Annotated in this window: 16 protein-coding genes; 3 read left to right on the top strand and 13 right to left on the bottom strand. The window is 66.8% G+C overall.

Annotation, left to right across the window (positions count from 1 at the left end; all coding sequences use genetic code 11):
- Positions 1-20: 20 nt before the first annotated feature.
- The 8 genes from AC5RVB_RS15305 to AC5RVB_RS15270 all read right to left on the bottom strand — a co-directional run bounded on the left by AC5RVB_RS15305 (position 21) and on the right by AC5RVB_RS15270 (position 8,577).
- Positions 21-890, bottom strand: coding sequence for a shikimate dehydrogenase family protein (locus tag AC5RVB_RS15305; protein WP_494143070.1), 870 nt, complete (start codon positions 888-890; stop codon positions 21-23).
- Positions 891-2,105 (bottom strand): endolytic transglycosylase MltG, encoded by a 1,215-nt coding sequence (gene mltG / locus AC5RVB_RS15300; protein ID WP_494143069.1) that lies wholly within the window; start codon positions 2,103-2,105, stop codon positions 891-893.
- Positions 2,102-2,650, bottom strand: a complete 549-nt coding sequence (gene ruvX / locus AC5RVB_RS15295; protein WP_231709660.1) for a Holliday junction resolvase RuvX — start codon at positions 2,648-2,650, stop codon at positions 2,102-2,104. The genes mltG and ruvX overlap by 4 nt, the downstream gene beginning before the upstream one ends.
- 34 nt (positions 2,651-2,684) lie before the next feature.
- The gene (gene alaS / locus AC5RVB_RS15290; protein WP_494143068.1) at positions 2,685-5,378 is read right to left on the bottom strand and encodes an alanine--tRNA ligase; all 2,694 of its coding nucleotides are present in this window, start codon (positions 5,376-5,378) and stop codon (positions 2,685-2,687) included.
- Between the two features lie 77 nt (positions 5,379-5,455).
- Complete coding sequence (locus tag AC5RVB_RS15285; RefSeq protein WP_341482196.1) at positions 5,456-5,707, bottom strand: hypothetical protein; 252 nt, start codon at positions 5,705-5,707, stop codon at positions 5,456-5,458.
- A gap of 38 nt (positions 5,708-5,745) precedes the next feature.
- Positions 5,746-6,114 carry a DUF948 domain-containing protein gene (locus tag AC5RVB_RS15280; protein ID WP_494143067.1) on the bottom strand — a complete coding sequence of 123 codons (369 nt, stop codon included), beginning with the start codon at positions 6,112-6,114 and terminating at the stop codon, positions 5,746-5,748.
- Positions 6,115-6,302: 188 nt separating this feature from the next.
- Positions 6,303-6,929, bottom strand: coding sequence for a 30S ribosomal protein S4 (gene rpsD, locus AC5RVB_RS15275; RefSeq protein WP_146361840.1), 627 nt, complete (start codon positions 6,927-6,929; stop codon positions 6,303-6,305).
- Positions 6,930-7,164: 235 nt separating this feature from the next.
- Positions 7,165-8,577, bottom strand: coding sequence for a replication-associated recombination protein A (locus AC5RVB_RS15270; protein WP_227901751.1), 1,413 nt, complete (start codon positions 8,575-8,577; stop codon positions 7,165-7,167).
- A gap of 67 nt (positions 8,578-8,644) precedes the next feature.
- On the opposite strand from AC5RVB_RS15270, the gene AC5RVB_RS15265 reads away from it, so the two are divergent.
- Positions 8,645-9,232, top strand: a complete 588-nt coding sequence (locus AC5RVB_RS15265; RefSeq protein WP_227901750.1) for a Vms1/Ankzf1 family peptidyl-tRNA hydrolase — start codon at positions 8,645-8,647, stop codon at positions 9,230-9,232.
- A 17-nt stretch (positions 9,233-9,249) separates the two neighbouring features.
- Here the strand turns inward: AC5RVB_RS15265 and AC5RVB_RS15260 are convergent, their stop codons facing one another.
- The 3 genes from AC5RVB_RS15260 to aspS all read right to left on the bottom strand — a co-directional run bounded on the left by AC5RVB_RS15260 (position 9,250) and on the right by aspS (position 13,243).
- On the bottom strand, positions 9,250-10,431 hold the full coding sequence (locus AC5RVB_RS15260; RefSeq protein ID WP_494143066.1) for a nitronate monooxygenase: 1,182 nt from the start codon (positions 10,429-10,431) through the stop codon (positions 9,250-9,252).
- Between the two features lie 7 nt (positions 10,432-10,438).
- Positions 10,439-11,275, bottom strand: a complete 837-nt coding sequence (locus AC5RVB_RS15255) for a PhzF family phenazine biosynthesis protein (RefSeq protein ID WP_227927743.1) — start codon at positions 11,273-11,275, stop codon at positions 10,439-10,441.
- Between the two features lie 156 nt (positions 11,276-11,431).
- Entirely contained in the window at positions 11,432-13,243 is a 1,812-nt protein-coding gene (aspS, locus tag AC5RVB_RS15250; protein ID WP_227927742.1) for an aspartate--tRNA ligase, read from the bottom strand.
- Positions 13,244-13,367: 124 nt separating this feature from the next.
- Between aspS and AC5RVB_RS15245 the strand changes: the two genes are divergently transcribed.
- Positions 13,368-14,666 carry an APC family permease gene (locus tag AC5RVB_RS15245; RefSeq protein WP_290244988.1) on the top strand — a complete coding sequence of 433 codons (1,299 nt, stop codon included), beginning with the start codon at positions 13,368-13,370 and terminating at the stop codon, positions 14,664-14,666.
- On the opposite strand, the gene AC5RVB_RS15240 is transcribed toward AC5RVB_RS15245, so the two are convergent.
- Positions 14,663-15,679 carry an adenosine deaminase gene (locus AC5RVB_RS15240; protein ID WP_494143065.1) on the bottom strand — a complete coding sequence of 339 codons (1,017 nt, stop codon included), beginning with the start codon at positions 15,677-15,679 and terminating at the stop codon, positions 14,663-14,665. The genes AC5RVB_RS15245 and AC5RVB_RS15240 overlap by 4 nt on opposite strands.
- Positions 15,680-15,838: 159 nt before the next feature.
- Positions 15,839-17,179 (bottom strand): histidine--tRNA ligase, encoded by a 1,341-nt coding sequence (gene hisS / locus AC5RVB_RS15235; protein WP_227927739.1) that lies wholly within the window; start codon positions 17,177-17,179, stop codon positions 15,839-15,841.
- Between the two features lie 177 nt (positions 17,180-17,356).
- On the opposite strand from hisS, the gene AC5RVB_RS15230 reads away from it, so the two are divergent.
- Positions 17,357-18,115, top strand: coding sequence for a peptidylprolyl isomerase (locus AC5RVB_RS15230; protein WP_494143064.1), 759 nt, complete (start codon positions 17,357-17,359; stop codon positions 18,113-18,115).
- Positions 18,116-18,285 lie beyond the last annotated feature (170 nt).

Below are 18,285 nucleotides of genomic sequence, written 5' to 3'. Positions count from 1 at the left end.
GCCATGACCGGCGCGGCCGTTCAGCGCCGCGGGATACCCACAGCGTCACACATCGCATTTGTGACGCCTGCTTCGTCATGGAAGGCGTCCCCGGTGAACAGCCGAACCTGTTCCACCGCCTGGTACAGGAGCATTTCGACGCCGGCCACGACGGTGCCTCCGGCGCCGGACCAGGCTGCGGCGATACGGCTGGGCCAGGGGTCGTAGGCAACGTCCAGCAGGACGCCGTCCGGCACCACGCCGGTGAGGTCCCCGGCCAGCCCGTCCGCCGCGCGGGGCGGCAGAGTGGATATCACGACGTCGGCCTTCGAGCAGGCCTGCGCAGCATCCTCCCAGTGCCGTGACTGAACCCGGATGCCCGTGCGCTCCCCGGCCGCATGTACGCCCGCGGTGCCAGGCGCAGGATCGGGGAACCGGCGGGCGCAGACCTCCACGCCGGCGGCACCAAGCTCGGCGAGAGCCGCCACCGCGGCGCAGGCGGTACCGCCTGCGCCAAGCACTACGGCGCGCGGACGTTCGCGGACACCGGCATGGCGCAGGGCCCGGACAATCCCGTCTACGTCGGTGTTGTGACCGGTCAGGACGGTGCCGGAGCCCGCATTCGAAAACGTCACGGTGTTGAGTACGCCCAGGGCCTGGACGCGACGGTCCAACCGGTCCATTTCGCCGACCATTACTGCCTTCAGCGGCATGGTCACCGACAGGCCGGCCCAGCCCCCGCCGTCGTGCAGCGAGGCTGCGAAGGCGGGGGCTTCGGCGGCGGTGAGGTCGATCGCCGCATAGTCGCAGGGGTAGCCCAGGTGGTCATACGCTGCCTGGTGGAGCAGCGGCGACTTGGAGTGGCTGATCGGGTGCCCCAGGACGGCTGCGCGCAGCCGGGTCCGGTCCACCTATCCGCACCGCCCCGGCTTCTGGGTGCCGCACCAGGCCTGGTATTCCTGCACGTACTTGGCGTGTTCAGCCAGGGTGGAGGAGAACTTGGTCTCGCCGCTGTCCAGGTTCACCGTGACCCAGTAGAAGTACGGGACATCCGCCGGGTTGGCAGCTGCATCAATGGCCTCGCGGCTGGGTGAGCCGATCGGGCCTACCGGCAGGCCCGGGTTGGCGTACGTGTTGTACGGGTTGGACTTGTCCGCCTTCTCCTCGGGCGTCAGGTCATAGCTCTTCCGGTCCAGGCCGTAAGTTACCGTTGCATCGGACTGGATCAGGCCGTTGGTTTCGGTGTTGTTCGGGCCCAGCCGGTTTTCGATGGAACCGGCAACCGTGGCGTAGTCCGCCTCCCCTGCCTCGGCCTGGATGATGCTGGCCTTGGTCAGGATCCGGTACTGCTCCGCCGGATCGGTGATGCCTGCCTCCTCGAGCTGCGCGAAGGTGTTGGCGGTCATCTCCTTGACGATCTCCTCGGCCGTCATTTCGACGTCGAACCGGTATTCGCCCGGGTGCAGGTAACCCTCCAGGGATACGGCCTGCTCCGGCAGTCCGAACTGCTGCGGGTTCGCGGCCAGCGCCTGGAATTCGGAGAGCGGGATACGCGTGGAGGTGTTAAGGATTTCGAAGACCTCGCCCTGTCGGAGGTCGCGCGCAACGGCGGCATAGTGCACCTGGCCGCTGCCGTCACCCAGCAGGGCATCCACCGCTGCGGAGGAGGACATCTGGTACTTCATTTCGTAGGTGCCGGGCTGGATCTCCCGGCCGTCGGACTGCGCGGTGAACGCGTTCACGAATTCCTTCGAGGTGGCCACAATGTCTTCGGCCTCAAGTTTGCCGCCGATCAGCAGCGGGCCGTCACCCTCGGCCACCGTGAAGGCCACGGAGCCGTTACCGGCACCTTCGTAGTCCTTGATTTCGTTCATGCCCAACAGATCCCGCAGGAACATGGTCAATCCGAAAACGACGCCGGCGAAGAGTGCCAGCACCACCACCATCACAATGGTGCGGCGCCGGCGCCGGCGCTGCTTTTCCCGCGAAGGCCGCTGGCTCCGGCGGGTGGGAGCTTCAGCGGGTTCGGTGAAGAACTGTCCTACGGGAAGCTCCTCTGCCTGGCGCTGCCCCGGTTCATATTCCGGTTCGGCCATGGCAGGGTACTCGGGATACCTGTGGCTCATGGCGTGTTACCGCCGTCGCGCTCGATGTCCTGCGAAATTGTGAACTCCTCATTCGGGGCCGGCAGCGTTCCGCAGGTGCGGTGCGGCCGGCGCGGTGTAACCAGCTCCCCCACGTCCCTGTTCAGGGATCGTTGTGTGTCAATAGACTGCTGCAGAATAGCTACAGCTGCCGCTTGATCAACCACTGTACGGTGGTTTCGGCTGTTCATTCCAGCTTCGTGCAGTGAACGGTGTGCGGAAACCGTTGTGAGACGCTCGTCCACAAGCCGTACCTGCTGGGTCTGCCCGGCATCTGCCAGGGCCTGTGCCAGGGCCTGCGCGTAGTCCCGGGCCATTTGCGTGGAGGCGGTTTCTCCCCCGCGCATACTGCGCGGGAGGCCCACAAATACCTCCACTGCATTCCGCTCGGCGGCCTCACGGACCACCACGCGGATGTCGCTGTTTTTCTTTGCGTCCCGCTTCAGCGTCCTGACCGGCATGGCCAGGACGCTGTCGGGATCACTGGCTGCCAGGCCGACCCGTACCAGGCCGACATCAACACCCAATTTGACCCCTGCGGGGGGCGCAGCACCGGACAAGTCAGCTTCGCCCGGCCACGGCCCCGCGGATCGCCGTGAGGGCCTCCGCGATCTTGCCTGCATCGGAGCCGCCGCCCTGGGCGACGTCATCCTTGCCCCCGCCGCCGCCGCCAAGCACGCCGGCAGCGGTCTTGACGAGGGCTCCGGCCTTCACGCCGGCAGCGCGTGCGCCTTCGTTGGTGGCCACAATGACCACCGGCCGGTTGTTGGACACCCCGGCCACGGCAACGGCAGCGGGTTCGCTGCCGAGCCGGGAACGAAGATCCAGGGCCAGGGTGCGCAGGTCATCGGCGCCGCCAACTTCGCCGGCGTTGTGGGCCAGCAGGCGGACCCCGTCCACGTCTGCCGCGGTGCCGACCAGCGCGGCTGCGGAGGCGGCCAGCTGCTCACGGCGCAGCTTCTCGAGCTCCTTCTCCGTCGCCTTCAGCTTGGCCAGGGTGGCGGCCAGGCGGTCCGGCAGCTGCACGGAGGGAACCTTGAGCATTTCGGAGAGTTCGTTCACCAGTGCCCGCTCGGCGGCCAGGTGGCGGAACGCGTCCATGCCCACGAAGGCCTCGACCCGGCGGTTGCCCGATCCCACGGACTGTTCGCCCAGGAGTGTCAGGCTGCCGATGCGGGAGGTGGACGCCACGTGCGTGCCGCCGCAGAGTTCCCGGGACCAGTCGCCGTTCATCTCCACCACACGCACGGTGTCGCCGTAGGCTTCCCCGAACAGTGCGGTGGCGCCCAGTGCCTTGGCTTCGTCGAGCGACATGATCTTGGTCTCGACCTGGTAGTTGCTGCGGATCGCGAGGTTGGAGACCTCTTCGATCTCGGACTTCGCGGCGTCGGAGAGTCCCTCGCCCCAGGAGAAGTCAAAGCGCAGGTAGCCGGCCTTGTTGAAGGAACCGCGCTGCAGCGCCTCCGGGCCGAGGATCTGGTGCAGGGCGGCGTGCACAATGTGCGTGCCGGAGTGTGCCTGCTCCGCCTCGTGGCGGCGCTGGGCGTCGACGGCGGCCAGCACGTTGGCGCCGGCGGCGATTTCGCCTTCACGGACAATCGCCTTGTGCACGCTCAAACCCTTGACCGGACGCTGGACGTCCTGCACTTCCAGCACAAAACCATCACCGGTGATCAGGCCCGTGTCAGCCGCCTGGCCGCCGGCTTCGGCGTAGAACGGGGTTTCGTCCAGGACCAGGGAGATTTCCGATCCCTGGCCGGCGTATTCCACGCGGGAACCGCCTGAGATGATGCCGCGCACCTTGGACTCGGTGCTCAGCTCGTCGTACCCGGTGAAGACGGTGTTTCCGGCCGCGAGCATTTCGTTGAAGACGGAGAGGTCCGCGTGGCCGTGCTTTTTGCCGCGGGCATCGGCCTGGGCGCGCTTGCGCTGCTCGGACATCAGCGACCGGAAGCCGGCCTCGTCAACCTTCAGCCCGGCTTCCTCCGCCATTTCAAGGGTGAGGTCGATCGGGAATCCGTAGGTGTCGTGCAGGGCGAAGGCCTCTTCGCCGCTGAGCGGGGTGCCGGCGGCCTTGGAGACCTTTACGGCTTCCTCCAGGCGTTCGGTGCCGGAGGCAATGGTGCGCAGGAACGCTTTTTCCTCGGCATAGGCAATGCGGCTGATCCGGGCGAAGTCGGCTTCCACCTCGGGGTAGACACCCTTCATGGCGTCCCGGGAGACGGGCAGCAGTTCAGGCAGGACGGCCGTTTCCACGCCCAGCAGGCGCATGGCGCGCACCGCACGGCGGATCAGGCGGCGCAGCACATAGCCGCGGCCTTCGTTGGACGGGCTGACACCGTCGGAGATGAGCATCAGGGCCGAACGGATGTGGTCGGCCACCACGCGCATGCGCACGTCATCGGTGTGGTGCGGATCCGAGGGGTCTTCGGCGCTGGTGTAGGTCCTGCCGGAAAGCTCGGCGGCCTTGTCCAGGACCGGACGGACCTGATCCGTCTCGTACATGTTCTCCACGCCCTGGAGGATCATGGCGAGGCGCTCGAGGCCGAGGCCGGTGTCGATGTTCTTCTGCGGCAGTTCGCCGGCCACGTCGAAGTCGGTCTTGGACCGGACGGCGGAGAGCTGGTACTGCATAAAGACCAGGTTCCAGATTTCGATGTAGCGGGTCTCATCGACGGCGGGGCCGCCTTCCTGCCCGTACGCCGGTCCGCGGTCGTAGTAGATCTCCGAGCAGGGGCCGCCGGGGCCGGCCTGGCCGGTGTTCCAATAGTTGTCCGCCTTGCCGGTGCCGATGATGCGTTCGTTCGGGACACCGATCTTGTCGCGCCAGATCGAACGCGCCTCGTCGTCGCGCTCCTCGCCGTCTTCGTAGACAGTGACCCAGAGACGCTCGGGGTCCAGGCCGAAACCGCCCTTTTCGACGTCGGAGGTCAGCAGCTCCCACGCGTAGGTGATGGCTTCTTCCTTGAAGTAGTCGCCAAAGGAGAAGTTGCCGGCCATCTGGAAGAACGTGCCGTGGCGGGCGGTCTTGCCCACTTCCTCGATATCCGCGGTGCGGATGCATTTCTGCACGCTGGTAGCGCGGCTGTAGGGCGCCTTTTCCCGGGCCGTGAGGTAAGGGATGAAGGGCACCATGCCTGCCACGGTGAACAGCAGCGAGGGATCGTTGGAGACTAGTGACGCCGAGGGCACCACCGTATGCCCCTTGGAGCTGAAGTAATCCAGCCAGCGGCGTGCAATCTCGTGGGACTTCATGGTGCTTCTATACCCTTCCGGTAATTCTGGTTTCGCACGGCAGATGGGGCGTCGTGCGGTACTGCTGGTGCCGCGGCTTAGCGGCGGACGGTCCGCATGGTGTCAACGGCCGAGTCGGGGGTGTCCAGGCCCAGGGCGGCGCGCAGGTCTCCCTCGCGCTGGCTCATGCCTTCGCGCAGGGCCTCGGCAAAGCTCTGCACCGCATCCGCGGCAGTGTCCACGGCACGGTTGATCCCGGCCTGCTTCAGGTTGGTCTTGGTTTCCGAAACCCGGCGGACGGCGATCACACCGATAGCGACGCCGATGGACATCCAAAATACGCGCTTAATCATGGCTGGCTCCTGATCTGTGGGGATGTGCTTGCGTGCTAGCGGCTGCGGCGGCCGCTGCTCCGGCGGGAGGCGATGGCGGAACGCACGCCGTAGCTGAACGCCGAGACCTTGATCAGCGGCGATCCTACGGTGGCTGCCACCAGGGAGGACAGGGCGGAGAGGTTGGCCGAGGCATCGGAGACATTCGAGGAAATGCCGTCCACCTTCTGCAGCTGCAGGTTGGTGGTGGACACCGTGGTGGTGACCTCGTCAATCAGCGGGGTGGTCTCCTCGCTGAGGGTTCGGATGGCACCGCGCATCTCATCGAAAACCTTCCCGAGTTTCCAGACGGGCACGGCCAGCAACGCAACCAGCACGGCAAACACGCCCGCTGCAATCAGACCGGCTATATCTCCACCCGACATGGGACTCCTTCGGAAAAAACTTTCATGATTTACAGAACTCGGCTGGTTCCGCCATAAGTACCTTACCTACTGCAGCGCTGCGGCACTTACTTTTGCCGCATGCGCCACGGCGTGCAAGGGGTCCGGATAACGGAACAGCCCGCGGCACGGGGCCGCGGGCTGTTCAGTAAACGGGGATAGTCCCGTTATTAGCGTGCGTAGTATTCCACCACGAGCTGCTCTTCGCAGGTCACGGGGACTTCCGAACGCTTCGGGCGACGCACGAGGCGTGCCTGCAGCTTGTCCAGGGAAACATCGAGGTAACCCGGAACGGCGGGCAGGACGTCGCGGTGGGCGCCGGCTGCGGCAACCTGGAACGGCGTCATGGTCTCGCTGCGCTGGTGCACGTGGATGAGCTGGCCTTCGGAAACGCGGAAGGACGGGCGGTCCACGCGGGCACCGTCAACCAGGATGTGGCGGTGCACAACCAGCTGGCGGGCCTGGGCGATCGTGCGGGCGAAGCCTGCACGCAGCACGAGTGCGTCGAGACGCATTTCGAGCAGTTCGATCAGGTTTTCACCGGTCAGGCCTGCGGTGCGGCGGGCTTCTTCGAAGACACGGGTCATCTGTGCTTCGCGGATGCCGTACTGGGCGCGCAGACGCTGCTTTTCGCGCAGACGTACGGCGTAGTCGCTGTCCTGCTTGCGACGGGCGCGGCCGTGCTCACCCGGGGGGTAAGGCCGACGCTCGAAGTACTTTGCTGCCTTGGGGGTCAAAGCAATGCCGAGGGCGCGCGAAGCGCGGGCCTGACGGCGTGCACGTGTGTTGTTAGCCACGTTCACCTTTCACTGTTTGGCGGTTTGGCCACGGCAGAAATAAATCCCTGCTGTGACTGCTGCGAAATATGCTGGCCTCCATGTGGGAGAGCTCCGGCCAACCGCTGCCGTCTGCTACAGACCCGGACTCCGGACGCACCGCTGCCGCCATAATTTTCACTACGGGGAAGAGGGGGCCGGTGTTTGGGCTTGCCAGTCAACCATCAATGCTAACACGGCCGTACCGCCGTCCCGGTCAGGGCTTTTCGCCCCGGATGATTCCGCGCAGCCGTTCCAGCCGTGCCGAGATGTCGCGTTCCACGCCGTTGCCGGTGGGCTCGTAGTAGTTCCGTCCCACCAGGTCATCCGGCGCGTACTGCTGCCGGGCCACACCGTGCGGGGCGTCGTGGGAGTATTTGTAGCCCTTGCCGTGGCCCAGCTGCTTGGCGCCGGGATAGTGGGCGTCCCGCAGGTGAGACGGGACCCCCTGGCCGCGCCCGGCCCGCACATCGGCGATTGCCGCGTTGATGCCGTTGTAGGCGGCGTTGGATTTGGGGGCGGTGGCAATGTGTACCACGGCCTCCGCCAGGATGATCCGGCCTTCGGGCATGCCGATCAGCTGAACCGCCTGTGCCGCGGCGACGGCGGTCTGCAGCGCCGTTGGATCCGCCATGCCAACATCCTCGGAGGCTGAGATGATCAGGCGCCGGGAAATGAACCGGGGGTCCTCCCCCGATTCCAGCATCCGGGCCAGATAGTGCAGCGCGGCATCGACGTCCGAGCCCCGCAGGGACTTGATGAACGCGCTGGTGATGTCATAGTGCTGGTCACCGGCACGGTCATAGCGCAGTGCCGCGACGTCCAGGGCCTCTTCCGCGTGCTTGAGCGTAACTTCGGGAACCTCTGTGTCCTGGTCGCGCTCCGAGTAGGCGACACCTGCCGCGGCCTCCAGTGCGGTCAGCCCGCGCCGGGCGTCGCCCGCTGCCAGCCGGACCAGGTGCTCCAGTGCCTCTCCGCTGAGGGTCACCCGCCCGGCGAGTCCGCGTTCATCCTCCACGGCACGCAGAAGCAGGGCGGAAATATCCGCCTCGGTCAGCGGCTTCAGGGTCAGCAGCAGGGAACGGGAGAGAAGCGGTGACACCACGGAGAAGGACGGGTTTTCCGTAGTGGCCGCCATCAGGACCACCCAGCGGTTTTCCACGGCCGGCAGCAGTGCGTCCTGCTGGGCCTTGTTGAAGCGGTGAATCTCGTCCAGGAAGAGGATGGTGGTGACACCGTGCAGGTCCCGATCTGTCAGGGCCTGGTCCATCACCCGGCGCACGTCCTTGACTCCGGCCGTAATGGCAGAGAGTTCCACGAATTTGCGTCCCGTGCCGCGTGCAACCACATGGGCCAGCGTGGTCTTTCCGGTCCCCGGCGGGCCCCAGAGCATCACCGAAGACGGTCCGGCCGGGTTGCGTTCGTCTGCGGACTGCGCCAGCGTCCGCAGCGGCGAGCCTGGTCCGAGCAGGTGCTGCTGTCCCACCACCTCGTCCACCGTGCGCGGGCGCATCCGCACGGCCAGCGGGCTGCGCGGCCGCAGCCGGACAGCTCCCGGGGACCCGGCGTCGTCGTACTCTTCGTCGTCCCCGTCAGCGCTGAACAAATCATTCCCCGGCAAACCATTCACGCTTCAAGGCTACTCGTGCCGTAACCTGAGCTGGTCCACCCCCCGCCGGCTGAAAGCAGACTCCGCCATGCCTGGCTCGCGCACCGTTTATGTCACCGCCGAACGGCTGGCCGGCTGGGTGGAGCGGTTCGGGGCGGCCCAGGGCGGGATCGGCCTCGTGCCGGAACACGACGGTTTCTCCCTGCAGGCTGCCTCCGGCGCGCGGGCCCGGTTGTACGCGCCGTGGCCCGCGGACGGACGTCCGGGGCGGGGAGCCGACGACGTGGAACGCCTGGCCTCCCTGGCTGCACAGGCACGGACCGTGGGCCTGGTGCTGGTGCGCCGCGGCGGCTATGCCGTGGGCGTGGCCCGCGAGGGCAGGCTGACGGCTTCGAAAGCAGGATCCCCCAATGCCCGGCGCGCCAATGCCGCTGAAGCCCTGGCCGCCACAGCGGCGGAGCAGGCGGGGCTCATCTTTGCAGGCACACAGCCTGAGTACGTGGTGACCGGCGGGGACCGGACGCTGGCCGATCTGGTGGCCGGACAACGGGCGTTTTCCCGCTGGGCCGGACTCCCCCGGCTGCGCCCCCTGGACGTTCCCGACCCGAAGGCCGCCGTCCTGGCCCGGGCTGCCCGGGACGCCTGCTCGGTACTGGTCAGGATCACCCTGCCCTAGCCGGGGCTCCCCTTACGTCAGGAGTTCCAGCCGAGCCGTTGCACCACTGCTGCCGCGGGTTCGGCGGCCGCGCTCCGCCAGCCGGTTCCGGCCCAAAGGCTGGTCCCGTGCGGATCCCCGGCGGCGGCCGAGCGGGCCCGGATGGTCCTGGTGATCTGGTTGACCAGCGGGTAGGCGGCCGGGGCATGGGGATACGCGGCCATGAAGTTATTCGCCAGCCCGCGGGCAGTGCGGCCGGAAAAGGACCGGGTCAGCGCCGTGGCGGCAAACTGCGGGTCCTGCAGGGCCGCCCGGTGCACGGCAGCGGTGCCCGCTTCGGGGCTAAGCAACAGGGCGGTGCCAACCTGGACGGCGTCCGCTCCGGCATCGCGCAGCATCCGGGCATCCCGGGCCGTGCTGATGCCTCCGGCAGCGATCAGTTCCGTCCGGGCCCCCGTATGTCCGCTGTCCAGCTGCGCACTGTCCCGCTGTGCACCGTCCAGCTGTGCACCGTCCAGCTGCGCACTTCCCCGTTGTCCACCGTCCAGCTGCGCACCGTCCAGCTGCGCACTTCCCAGATGTCCACTGTCCAACAGGCCGCGGACAGTCCGGACCAGCTCGAGCAGCGGCTGGCCCCCGGGATCCGCAGCAGCGTCGAAGCTCCCGCGGTGGCCGCCGGCGTCCGGGCCCTGCAGGCAGAGGATGCGTGCTCCGGACGCGACGGCAAGCTCGGCTTCGGCGGCTGCGGTCACAGTGACCGCCACGGCCGTGCCAGCCTCGGCCAGTGACGCGATGATGTCCCGGCCCGGCAGCCCGAACGTGAAGGAGACCACCGGGACCTGCAGCCTGCGGACCAGGTCCAGCTTGGCCTCCCAGCCGTCGGTATCCGCGGGGTCCGGCATCGGCAGCAGGTCCGCAGGGTACCTGCCGGCCAGCTCCGTCCGGTAAGCCAGCGCTGCGGCCAGGTTTCCGGCGGTGCCGGCGGCAGCCGTGTTAGCCGTATCCGGCACAAACAAATTGACGCCGTAGGCGCCGCCGCCTCCGGTGAGCTCCCGTACGGCGTTGATTTCAGCAGCCGTCGCCTCCGCGCTTTTATACCCGGCGGCAAGGAAACCCAGGCCGCCCGCGTTGCTGACGGCGGCGGCCAGCGCGGGCGTGGACGGTCCGCCCGCCATCGGGGCACCGACGACGGCGTGCTGCAGTGAACCAAGAGTGAACATATAGCGGCTAGATCCGGACGGTACCGTCGATGCAGGTTGCGGTTTCCCCGCCAATCCAGATTTTCCGGTCCCTCGAGAAGATTCGGATCAGCCCGTCGCGTCCCAGCACGGTTCCCTGTGTAACGGTGTACCGGTCCGGGGCCAGGCCCGCGCCAATAAGCCACTGCGCCAGCCCGGCATTGAGGCTTCCAGTGACCGGGTCTTCGGGAACTCCGTGGCCGGGGGCAAAGGCACGGACTTCGAAGTCCGTGTCACCGCCGTCGCGCTGCGGACCGATCACTCCCACCGCGAGGGAGCCCAAGGCTGCGGCGTCCGGTTTGAGGGACAGGACAGTCTCGGCGTCGGACAACAGCAGGCCGAGCCAGCCGGGACCGTTATCTATCCAGTTCGAAGCCTTCACCTGTTCCGGCTTGAGCCCGAGCGCCTTTGTGGCCTGGGCCAGCACGGAGTCCTCCAGGTCTCCGGAGCGGATCAGCGGAGGTGCACCGAAGGCTGCCATCCCCGCCGAGGCGTGCAGCGTCACCAGTCCCACGCCGCACTCCTGGATAACCACGCCCGGGTAGTGCGGGGTGTTGCCGGCTTCCAGCCATGCGTGGCAGCTGCCCAGGGTGGGGTGGCCGGCAAAGGGAATCTCTCCGCCCGGGGTGAAGATCCGCACCCGGTAGTCCGCCTCACTCTGGGTGGGCGGCAGCAGGAACGTTGTCTCGGACAGATTGGTCCACCGAGCGAACGCGGCCATGGCGGACTCGGAGAGCCCGTCCGCGTCCAGCACCACGGCCACCGGGTTACCCAGATAGGGCCGGGTGCCAAATACATCCACCTGCTTGAACCAGCGATCTCTCATGTGCAAACTCTAGCGGTTACCCCGGTCCGGCACCGGGCAAGGACCCGCTGGCGGCCGGCAGTGCAGTGCCGGCAGTGCAGTGCACGGGAGAACGCGTACAAAAAAGAAGTGCCCGGCCCGCCAATGGCGGGCCGGGCACGTACGCAGTGCTGCGTCCTACTTCTTTTCGTCGGCCTTCTTTTCGTCAGCCTTCTTCTCCTCGGCCTTCTTGGCCTCCGGCTTGAAGTCCACACCGGCTTCCTTGCGCTGCTGGGCGGTGATCGGTGCCGGAGCGGCGGTCAGCGGATCGTAGCCGCCGCCGGACTTCGGGAACGCGATCACGTCGCGGATGGAGTCGGTACCGGCCAGCAGGGCCACCACGCGGTCCCATCCGAAGGCGATACCGCCGTGCGGCGGGGCACCGTACTTGAAGCCCTCGAGCAGGAAGCCGAACTTCTCCTGGGCATCTTCCTGGCTCAGGCCCATCACCTTGAAGACACGCTCCTGCACGTCCCGCTGGTGGATACGGATGGAACCGCCGCCAATCTCGTTGCCGTTGCAGACAATGTCGTAGGCGTAGGCCAGGGCGGACTCAGGATCCGTGTCGAAGGTATCCATGAACTCGGGCTTGGGCGAGGTGAAGGCGTGGTGCACGGCCGTCCAGGCCCCGCCGCCCACGGCTACGTCGCCGGCAGCTACTGCTGCCGAGGCAGGCTCGAACATGGGGGCGTCAACCACCCAAACAAACGCCCAGTCCTTGGGATCGATCAGACCGGTGCGGTGGCCGATCTCCACGCGGGCGGCGCCCAGCAGGGCACGTGCCTCGCTCTTGTCGCCGGCAGCGAAGAAGATGCAGTCGCCCGGGTTGGCGCCCACCTTTTCCGCCAGGTTCTCCCGCTCGAAGTCGGTGAGGTTCTTGGCGACGGGGCCGGTCAGCGTACCGTCTTCCTGGACCAGCACGTAGGCCAGGCCCTTCGCGCCACGCTGCTTGGCCCATTCCTGCCAGGCATCCAGCGTGCGGCGGGCCTGGGAGGCGCCACCCGGCATCACCACGGCACCCACGTACGGGGCCTGGAAGACGCGGAAGGTGGTGTCCTTGAAGAACTCGGTGAGTTCGGTCAGCTCCAGGCCGAACCGCAGGTCCGGCTTATCCGAGCCGTAGCGGGCCATGGCATCGGCGTAGGTCATGCGCGGGATCGGCGTTGTGATCTCGACGCCGATCAGCTTCCACAGCGACTTCACGATCTGCTCGCCGAGGGCAATGATGTCGTCTTCCTCAACGAAGCTGGCCTCGATGTCCAGCTGCGTGAACTCCGGCTGGCGGTCCGCGCGGAAGTCCTCATCCCGGTAGCAGCGGGCAATCTGGTAGTACTTTTCGAAACCGCCCACCTGCAGCAGCTGCTTGAACAGCTGCGGGGACTGCGGCAGGGCATACCAGGAACCCGGGGCCAGGCGTGCCGGGACCACAAAGTCACGGGCGCCTTCCGGGGTGGAACGCGTCAGCGTGGGGGTTTCGATTTCCACGAAACCTTCATCATGCAGCAGTTCGCGGGCAACCCGGTTGGCTTCGGAGCGCAGGCGCATGGCTGCGGCGGGTGCCGGGCGGCGCAGGTCAAGGTAGCGGTGGCGCAGGCGCGCCTCTTCGCCAACTTCCACGTGCTCATCGATCTGGAAGGGCAGCGGATCCGAGGTATTCAGGATGACGGTCTTGTCCGCAATGACTTCAATCTCTCCGGTGGCCAGCGCCGGGTTCTCGTTGCCCTCGGGCCGCTTCTGCACGGTGCCGGTGATCTGCAGGACGTACTCGTTGCGCAGTCCGTGGAAGACATCCTCTTCACGCACCACTACCTGGGCCACGCCGGAGGCGTCGCGCAGGTCAAGGAAGGCAACACCGCCGTGGTCGCGCCGCCGGGCGACCCAGCCTGCAAGAGTAACGGTCTGTCCAATATGCTCGGCCCTCAGGGAACCAAGGGCATGAGTGCGCAGCACAGCTGTCCTTTCGAAAAACTTGCGGAAACCATTGTTTCCGCCCATTGTGAATACACTGTCTCCTTCAGAGTTTACCGGTGAACCACCCCCCACCCTGCCAAGTCCCTACCGATTGGAAGGTCATTTGTCCGGCAACACCCAGCCGCGCGTTCCCCTCGGCGGCTTTGATGCCACCACTGCCGGCATTGGATCCATCGTAGGTGCAGGTGCATTTGTCGCCTTCTCCCCCGCCGCAGCCGCCGCGGGGCCGGCCCTCGCGCTCTCGCTAGGCATCGCCGCTTTCGTGGCGCTGCTATGCGCCATGTCCACGTTCCAGCTCAGCCGGGCGGTGTCCCGCCGGCTCCCCGAAGACCGGGGCGGGGACGCAACGGCCCGCACGGCCGCGAGGATTCTGCTGGGCCCTTACAGCGGTTTCTTCTCCGGCTTCACCCTGCTATGGGGGCTGCTGCTTTCCACCGCCGTCCTTGCCCTGGCGTTCGGCGCCTATATTGTCCCCGAGCATCCGGTTGCCGGGGCTGTGGGCGCCGTCGTCCTGATGTCCGCGGTGAACCTGGCAGGCGTGAACCGGGGGAACTGGGCCACCCGTTTTATCCTGGCGTTCGTTTTCGCCATCCTTGCCTTTACGGTGGTGGTTCTCTTCAACGAGGCGCCCAACCAGCCGGTCCGGGTCGGTGCGGAAATTGAGCCGTCCGCGGCAGGGATGCTGCAGGGCGCCGGCCTGCTGTTCTTCCTCTTCTCCGGCTACACCAAGCTCGCCACCCTGGGCAAGGGTGTGCGCAATCCCTCCCGCAACCTCCCACTGGCCATCCCGGCTGCCATTGCCGTCTCGTTTGTCCTGTATCTGCTGATGGGGCAGTCTCTGCTGGCCTACTACGGGCCGGCGGCGCTGGCAGCGGAACCCGCCCCGCTGCTGGAGCCCCTGCAAAGCGTTGGCGCAAACGTCGGGACCGGGGCCATTGTGCTGGCCGCTGCGGCCGCGGCGCTGGGCGGGATCTGGGTACTGCTGGAATCGGCGGGCCGGACTGCTGCCGCCATGGCAGCGGACCGTGACCTCCCCTCCCTGTTCGGCCGGAGCCGGCCGGGCCGCGCCGGGTCGGATATCCCCTGGGCTGCGGAGATTTCGGGCGCCGCCGTGGTGATTGTGCTGGTGCTGATCGGGGACCTGGACGGCCTGATCGGGATGGCCTCGTTCGCCCTGCTGTTTTATGCCGCCATCACCACGGTGTGCGCTTTTATGCTCAAGGACCGGAGCCGGTACGCTCCCCGTGCGCTGAACGTTGCGGGCACGGCCGGGGCACTCCTGCTGGCGCTGGCGCTTCCGCCGCTGTCCATTTCGCTGATGCTGATCATCCTCGTGGCCGGCCTGGTGGTGCGGCTCAGCTTCCGCCGGCCGCGTTCCACCAAGCCGGACCCGACCCTCTAGGCGCCTGCGGCCTCCCAGCGGCGCACTTCGTGCAGCAGTTCCGCCCGGCGTCCCGGCGGGGCGAAGGACGCCTCGATGGAATTCGCCGCCAGCAGGCCCAGCTGCGCCCGGTCCAGTCCGAAGGCTTCCTGCACGGCCCGGAAGTTGTCATCCGCGTAGCCGCCGAAGTACGCCGGATCATCGGAGTTCACGGAAATGTTCAACCCGTGTTCCAGCATCTGCGGCAGGGGGTGCGCAGCAAGGCTGTCCACCGCCTGCAGCCGCACATTCGACAGCGGGCAGATGGTCAGCGGGATCTTCTCATGCACCAGGCGCTGCACCAGCTCCGGATCGTCAAGGCAGCGGATGCCATGGTCGATCCGGTCCACCAGCAACAGGTCCAGGGCCTGCTCAATGTAGTGCGAAGGCCCTTCCTCCCCGGCGTGTGCAACGGTCCGCAGGCCGGCCTCCCGGGCCCGCCGGTACAGCCCGATGAAGGCTTCGGGCGGGTTGCCCACCTCCGCGGAGTCCAGCCCGATGCCGATGATGGGCGCCTCCATGGCGAGCAGCTCCTCCAGAACGTCCAGCGCCTCTTCTGCCGGGCGGTCCCGCAGGAACGCGGCGATGAGCGCGGTCGAGATCCCGAACTCCTCCTCACTGGCGGCCAGGGCGGCACAAACGCCCCGTACGGAGGTTTCCAGCGGTATGCCACGGACCAGATGCGCCTGCGGGTCCATCATCATTTCCACGTGCCGCACACCGGCAGCTGCCGCGCGGCGAAGGTACGCGCGGGTCATATCGGCAAAGTCGGCCTCTGTACGGAGCACATCCATGTTTGCGTAGTAGAGGTCCAGGAAGGACTGCAGATCAGTGAACCGGTAGCGTGCCTTCAGCTCCTCCAGTGAGGCATACGGCAGGGTGATGCCGTTGCGCCCGGCCAGCTCGAAAATCAGTTCCGGTTCAAGGGTTCCCTCAATGTGCAGATGCAGCTCGGCACAGGGCGGGGTGGAGGAAAGTGCGGGAGTGGTAGGCATGCTTTAAGCCTAGGCTTCCCGCCGTCCCGCGGCTAAACCGCGCGGTTAAACTCCGCGGCTGCACCCAGGATGCGGGGCGTCTCCCAGGGTGGGGCGTCTCCCAAGGTGCGGGCGGCCATTACCTACCGGAACGGCCGCCCGTCCTTCGGGCCGCTGGCTCTAGGCCGGGGCAACCGTCACCGTCAGGTCCTCGGCCGGCGGGGTCCACAGCGCCGGATCGGCGGGCACCTGCTCGCCGGAGCGGATGTCCTTCACCTCATGGCTTCCGTCTTCGGCAGTGAACCAGACAAACGGGATGCCGCGGCGGTCCGCGTACTTGATCTGCTTGCCGAACTTCTCCGCCTTGGGCGCAACCTCCACGGAGATCCCCCTCCCGCGCAGCTGCGCAGCGGTGTCCTGGGCTGCGGACCAGGACTCGTCAGTGGCCAGGGTCATCAGCACGGCGGTGGGTACGCTGCGTGAGGCCTGCGCGAAGTCCTGGCTGAGGATCCGCATGACCAGCCGGGTGACACCGATGGACAGGCCCACACCGGGGAAGGTCCTGCTGCCCTTGCTGGCCAGCGCGTCATAGCGGCCGCCGGAGCAGATGGATCCCAGCGCCTCGTGCCCCACCAGGACAGTTTCGTACACGGTACCTGTGTAGTAATCCAGGCCGCGGGCAATACTCAGGTCTGCCAGCACCCGGCCCGGTGCCCGCCGGGATGCTTCCCTGATGACTTCCGCCAGCTCGCCGAGTCCCTCTTCGAGCAGCTCGTTGCTGACGCCGAGGGCACGGACCTCATCCACGAAGGAGACGTCTTCGGCGCGGATGGAGGCCAGTTTCAGGGCAGCGGCTGCCTGCTCCGGGGTGGCCCCGAGTTCCTCCTGCAGCAGTTCGGCAACCCTTTCGGCGCCGATTTTCTCCAGCTTGTCGATGCTGCGCAGCACCCCGGCGGTGTCTTCCAGCCCGATGCCGCGGTAGAAGCCTTCGGCAAGCTTGCGGTTGTTGACCCGGATCTTGAATTCGGGGATGGGCAGGGCACCGAGCGCCTCAGCGATGACCAGCGCCAGCTCGACGTCGTACCGGAACGGCAGCGCGCCGTCGCCCACCACGTCAATATCCGCCTGGGTGAACTCGCGGGCCCGGCCTTCCTGCGGGCGCTCCCCGCGCCAGACCTTCTGGATCTGGTAGCGGCGGAACGGGAAGGAGAGGTGGCCGGCGTTTTCCACCACGTACCGGGCAAAGGGCACGGTCAGGTCAAAGTGCAGGGCCAGCTGGTTCGGATCCTCCTTGCCGGAGGCCTCCCCCTCTTCTGCCTGCAGCCGGCTCAGTGCGTAGACTTCCTTGTCGATTTCGCCCTTGCGCAGCAGCTGGCCCACCGTCTCCACCGCACGCGTTTCAATGTTGGAGAAGCCGTGCAGTTCAAAGGTGCGGCGCAGCACGTCCAGGACATGGAGTTCAACCAGGCGCTCCTGCGGTAGCCATTCGGGGAAACCGGACAGTGAGGCCTTGCGTGCCATGGTGGCGAACTCCTTAGCTGGGCGATGGCACGGGCAGCAGCGCTCCCGGCCGAAACAGAAATGCACACGCTGACGTGCGTAAACTATGTGCGGCACTCATTTTAGCCTCTTGGATGCAGACCGCGTTTCTGCCAGGGCGCGGACCCGGGAGGCCCGACCCTGCTCAAGGAGGCAACGGTGGCGGCAAACCGCACCAACCGCGAAGACAGGCGCCGGGTGGCCCGGATCCAGGCCCGCCGGGCGTTCGACGCGTCGCGGACCCAGCGCCGGAAACGGGACAACCTGTTCGCGGGTGCCGCTGCGGCCGTGGTCCTGGCCTTGGCCGTCTCCCTGCAGATCAGCTGGTTCAGTTCCAACCCCACGGCCGAGGAACTGGCACTGGTGAAGGAACAGGCCGCTTCGGGGCTGCCGAGGGAGATCCCGGATAAGTCGCTGGCAGAGGGCAGGACCTTCACCGGGTCACTGGCACTGGGCCAGGGCGAGGTGGGAGTGGAGCTGGACGGTAATGCAGCCCCGCAGGCTGCAGCAGTGTTCAAGACCCTCGCCGATGACGGGTACTTCGACGGCAAGGACTGCCACCGCCTGACGGCCACCGAGCAAATGGGTGTGCTGCAGTGCGGTTCCGAGAACGGTGACGGCAAGGCCGATCAGGACTTCCTTTGGGGGCCGGTGGAGAACACGCCGGAGGATGGTTTCTACCCGGCAGGCAGCATTGCCGTGGCCCGCGGAGCTGACGGCGACAGCCACGGCACACAGTTCTTCATCGTTTACAAGGATTCGGCGATAACGCAGGAAACCGGCGGCTACACGATAATGGGTAAGGTAACGTCAGGTCTTGACGTAGTGGAGTCCATCGCATCCCGGGGCATTGCTTCCGGGGCGGACGATGGGCAACCGAATGACCGGGTGACGATCAATTCGTTCACCCTGAATTAAGTGGCGGCGCGGGCTTCGCAAACTGCCATCCATCGAGTGAAAGACTTTTAGCGGTGACAGACAGTCAGAAATCCGACGAAACAGCAGGCCAGACCGCTCCGGAGACGAGCCGGCCTGCCGCTCCCAGCCCGGCAGCCCTCGCAGGTCGCCGCCCCACCCCTGCCGCCGCG

The organism is Arthrobacter sp. Y3225209 (assembly GCF_059090685.1).
The sequence above is the reverse complement of the archived record's forward strand: the minus strand, read 5'-3'. Positions and strand labels throughout refer to the sequence as shown.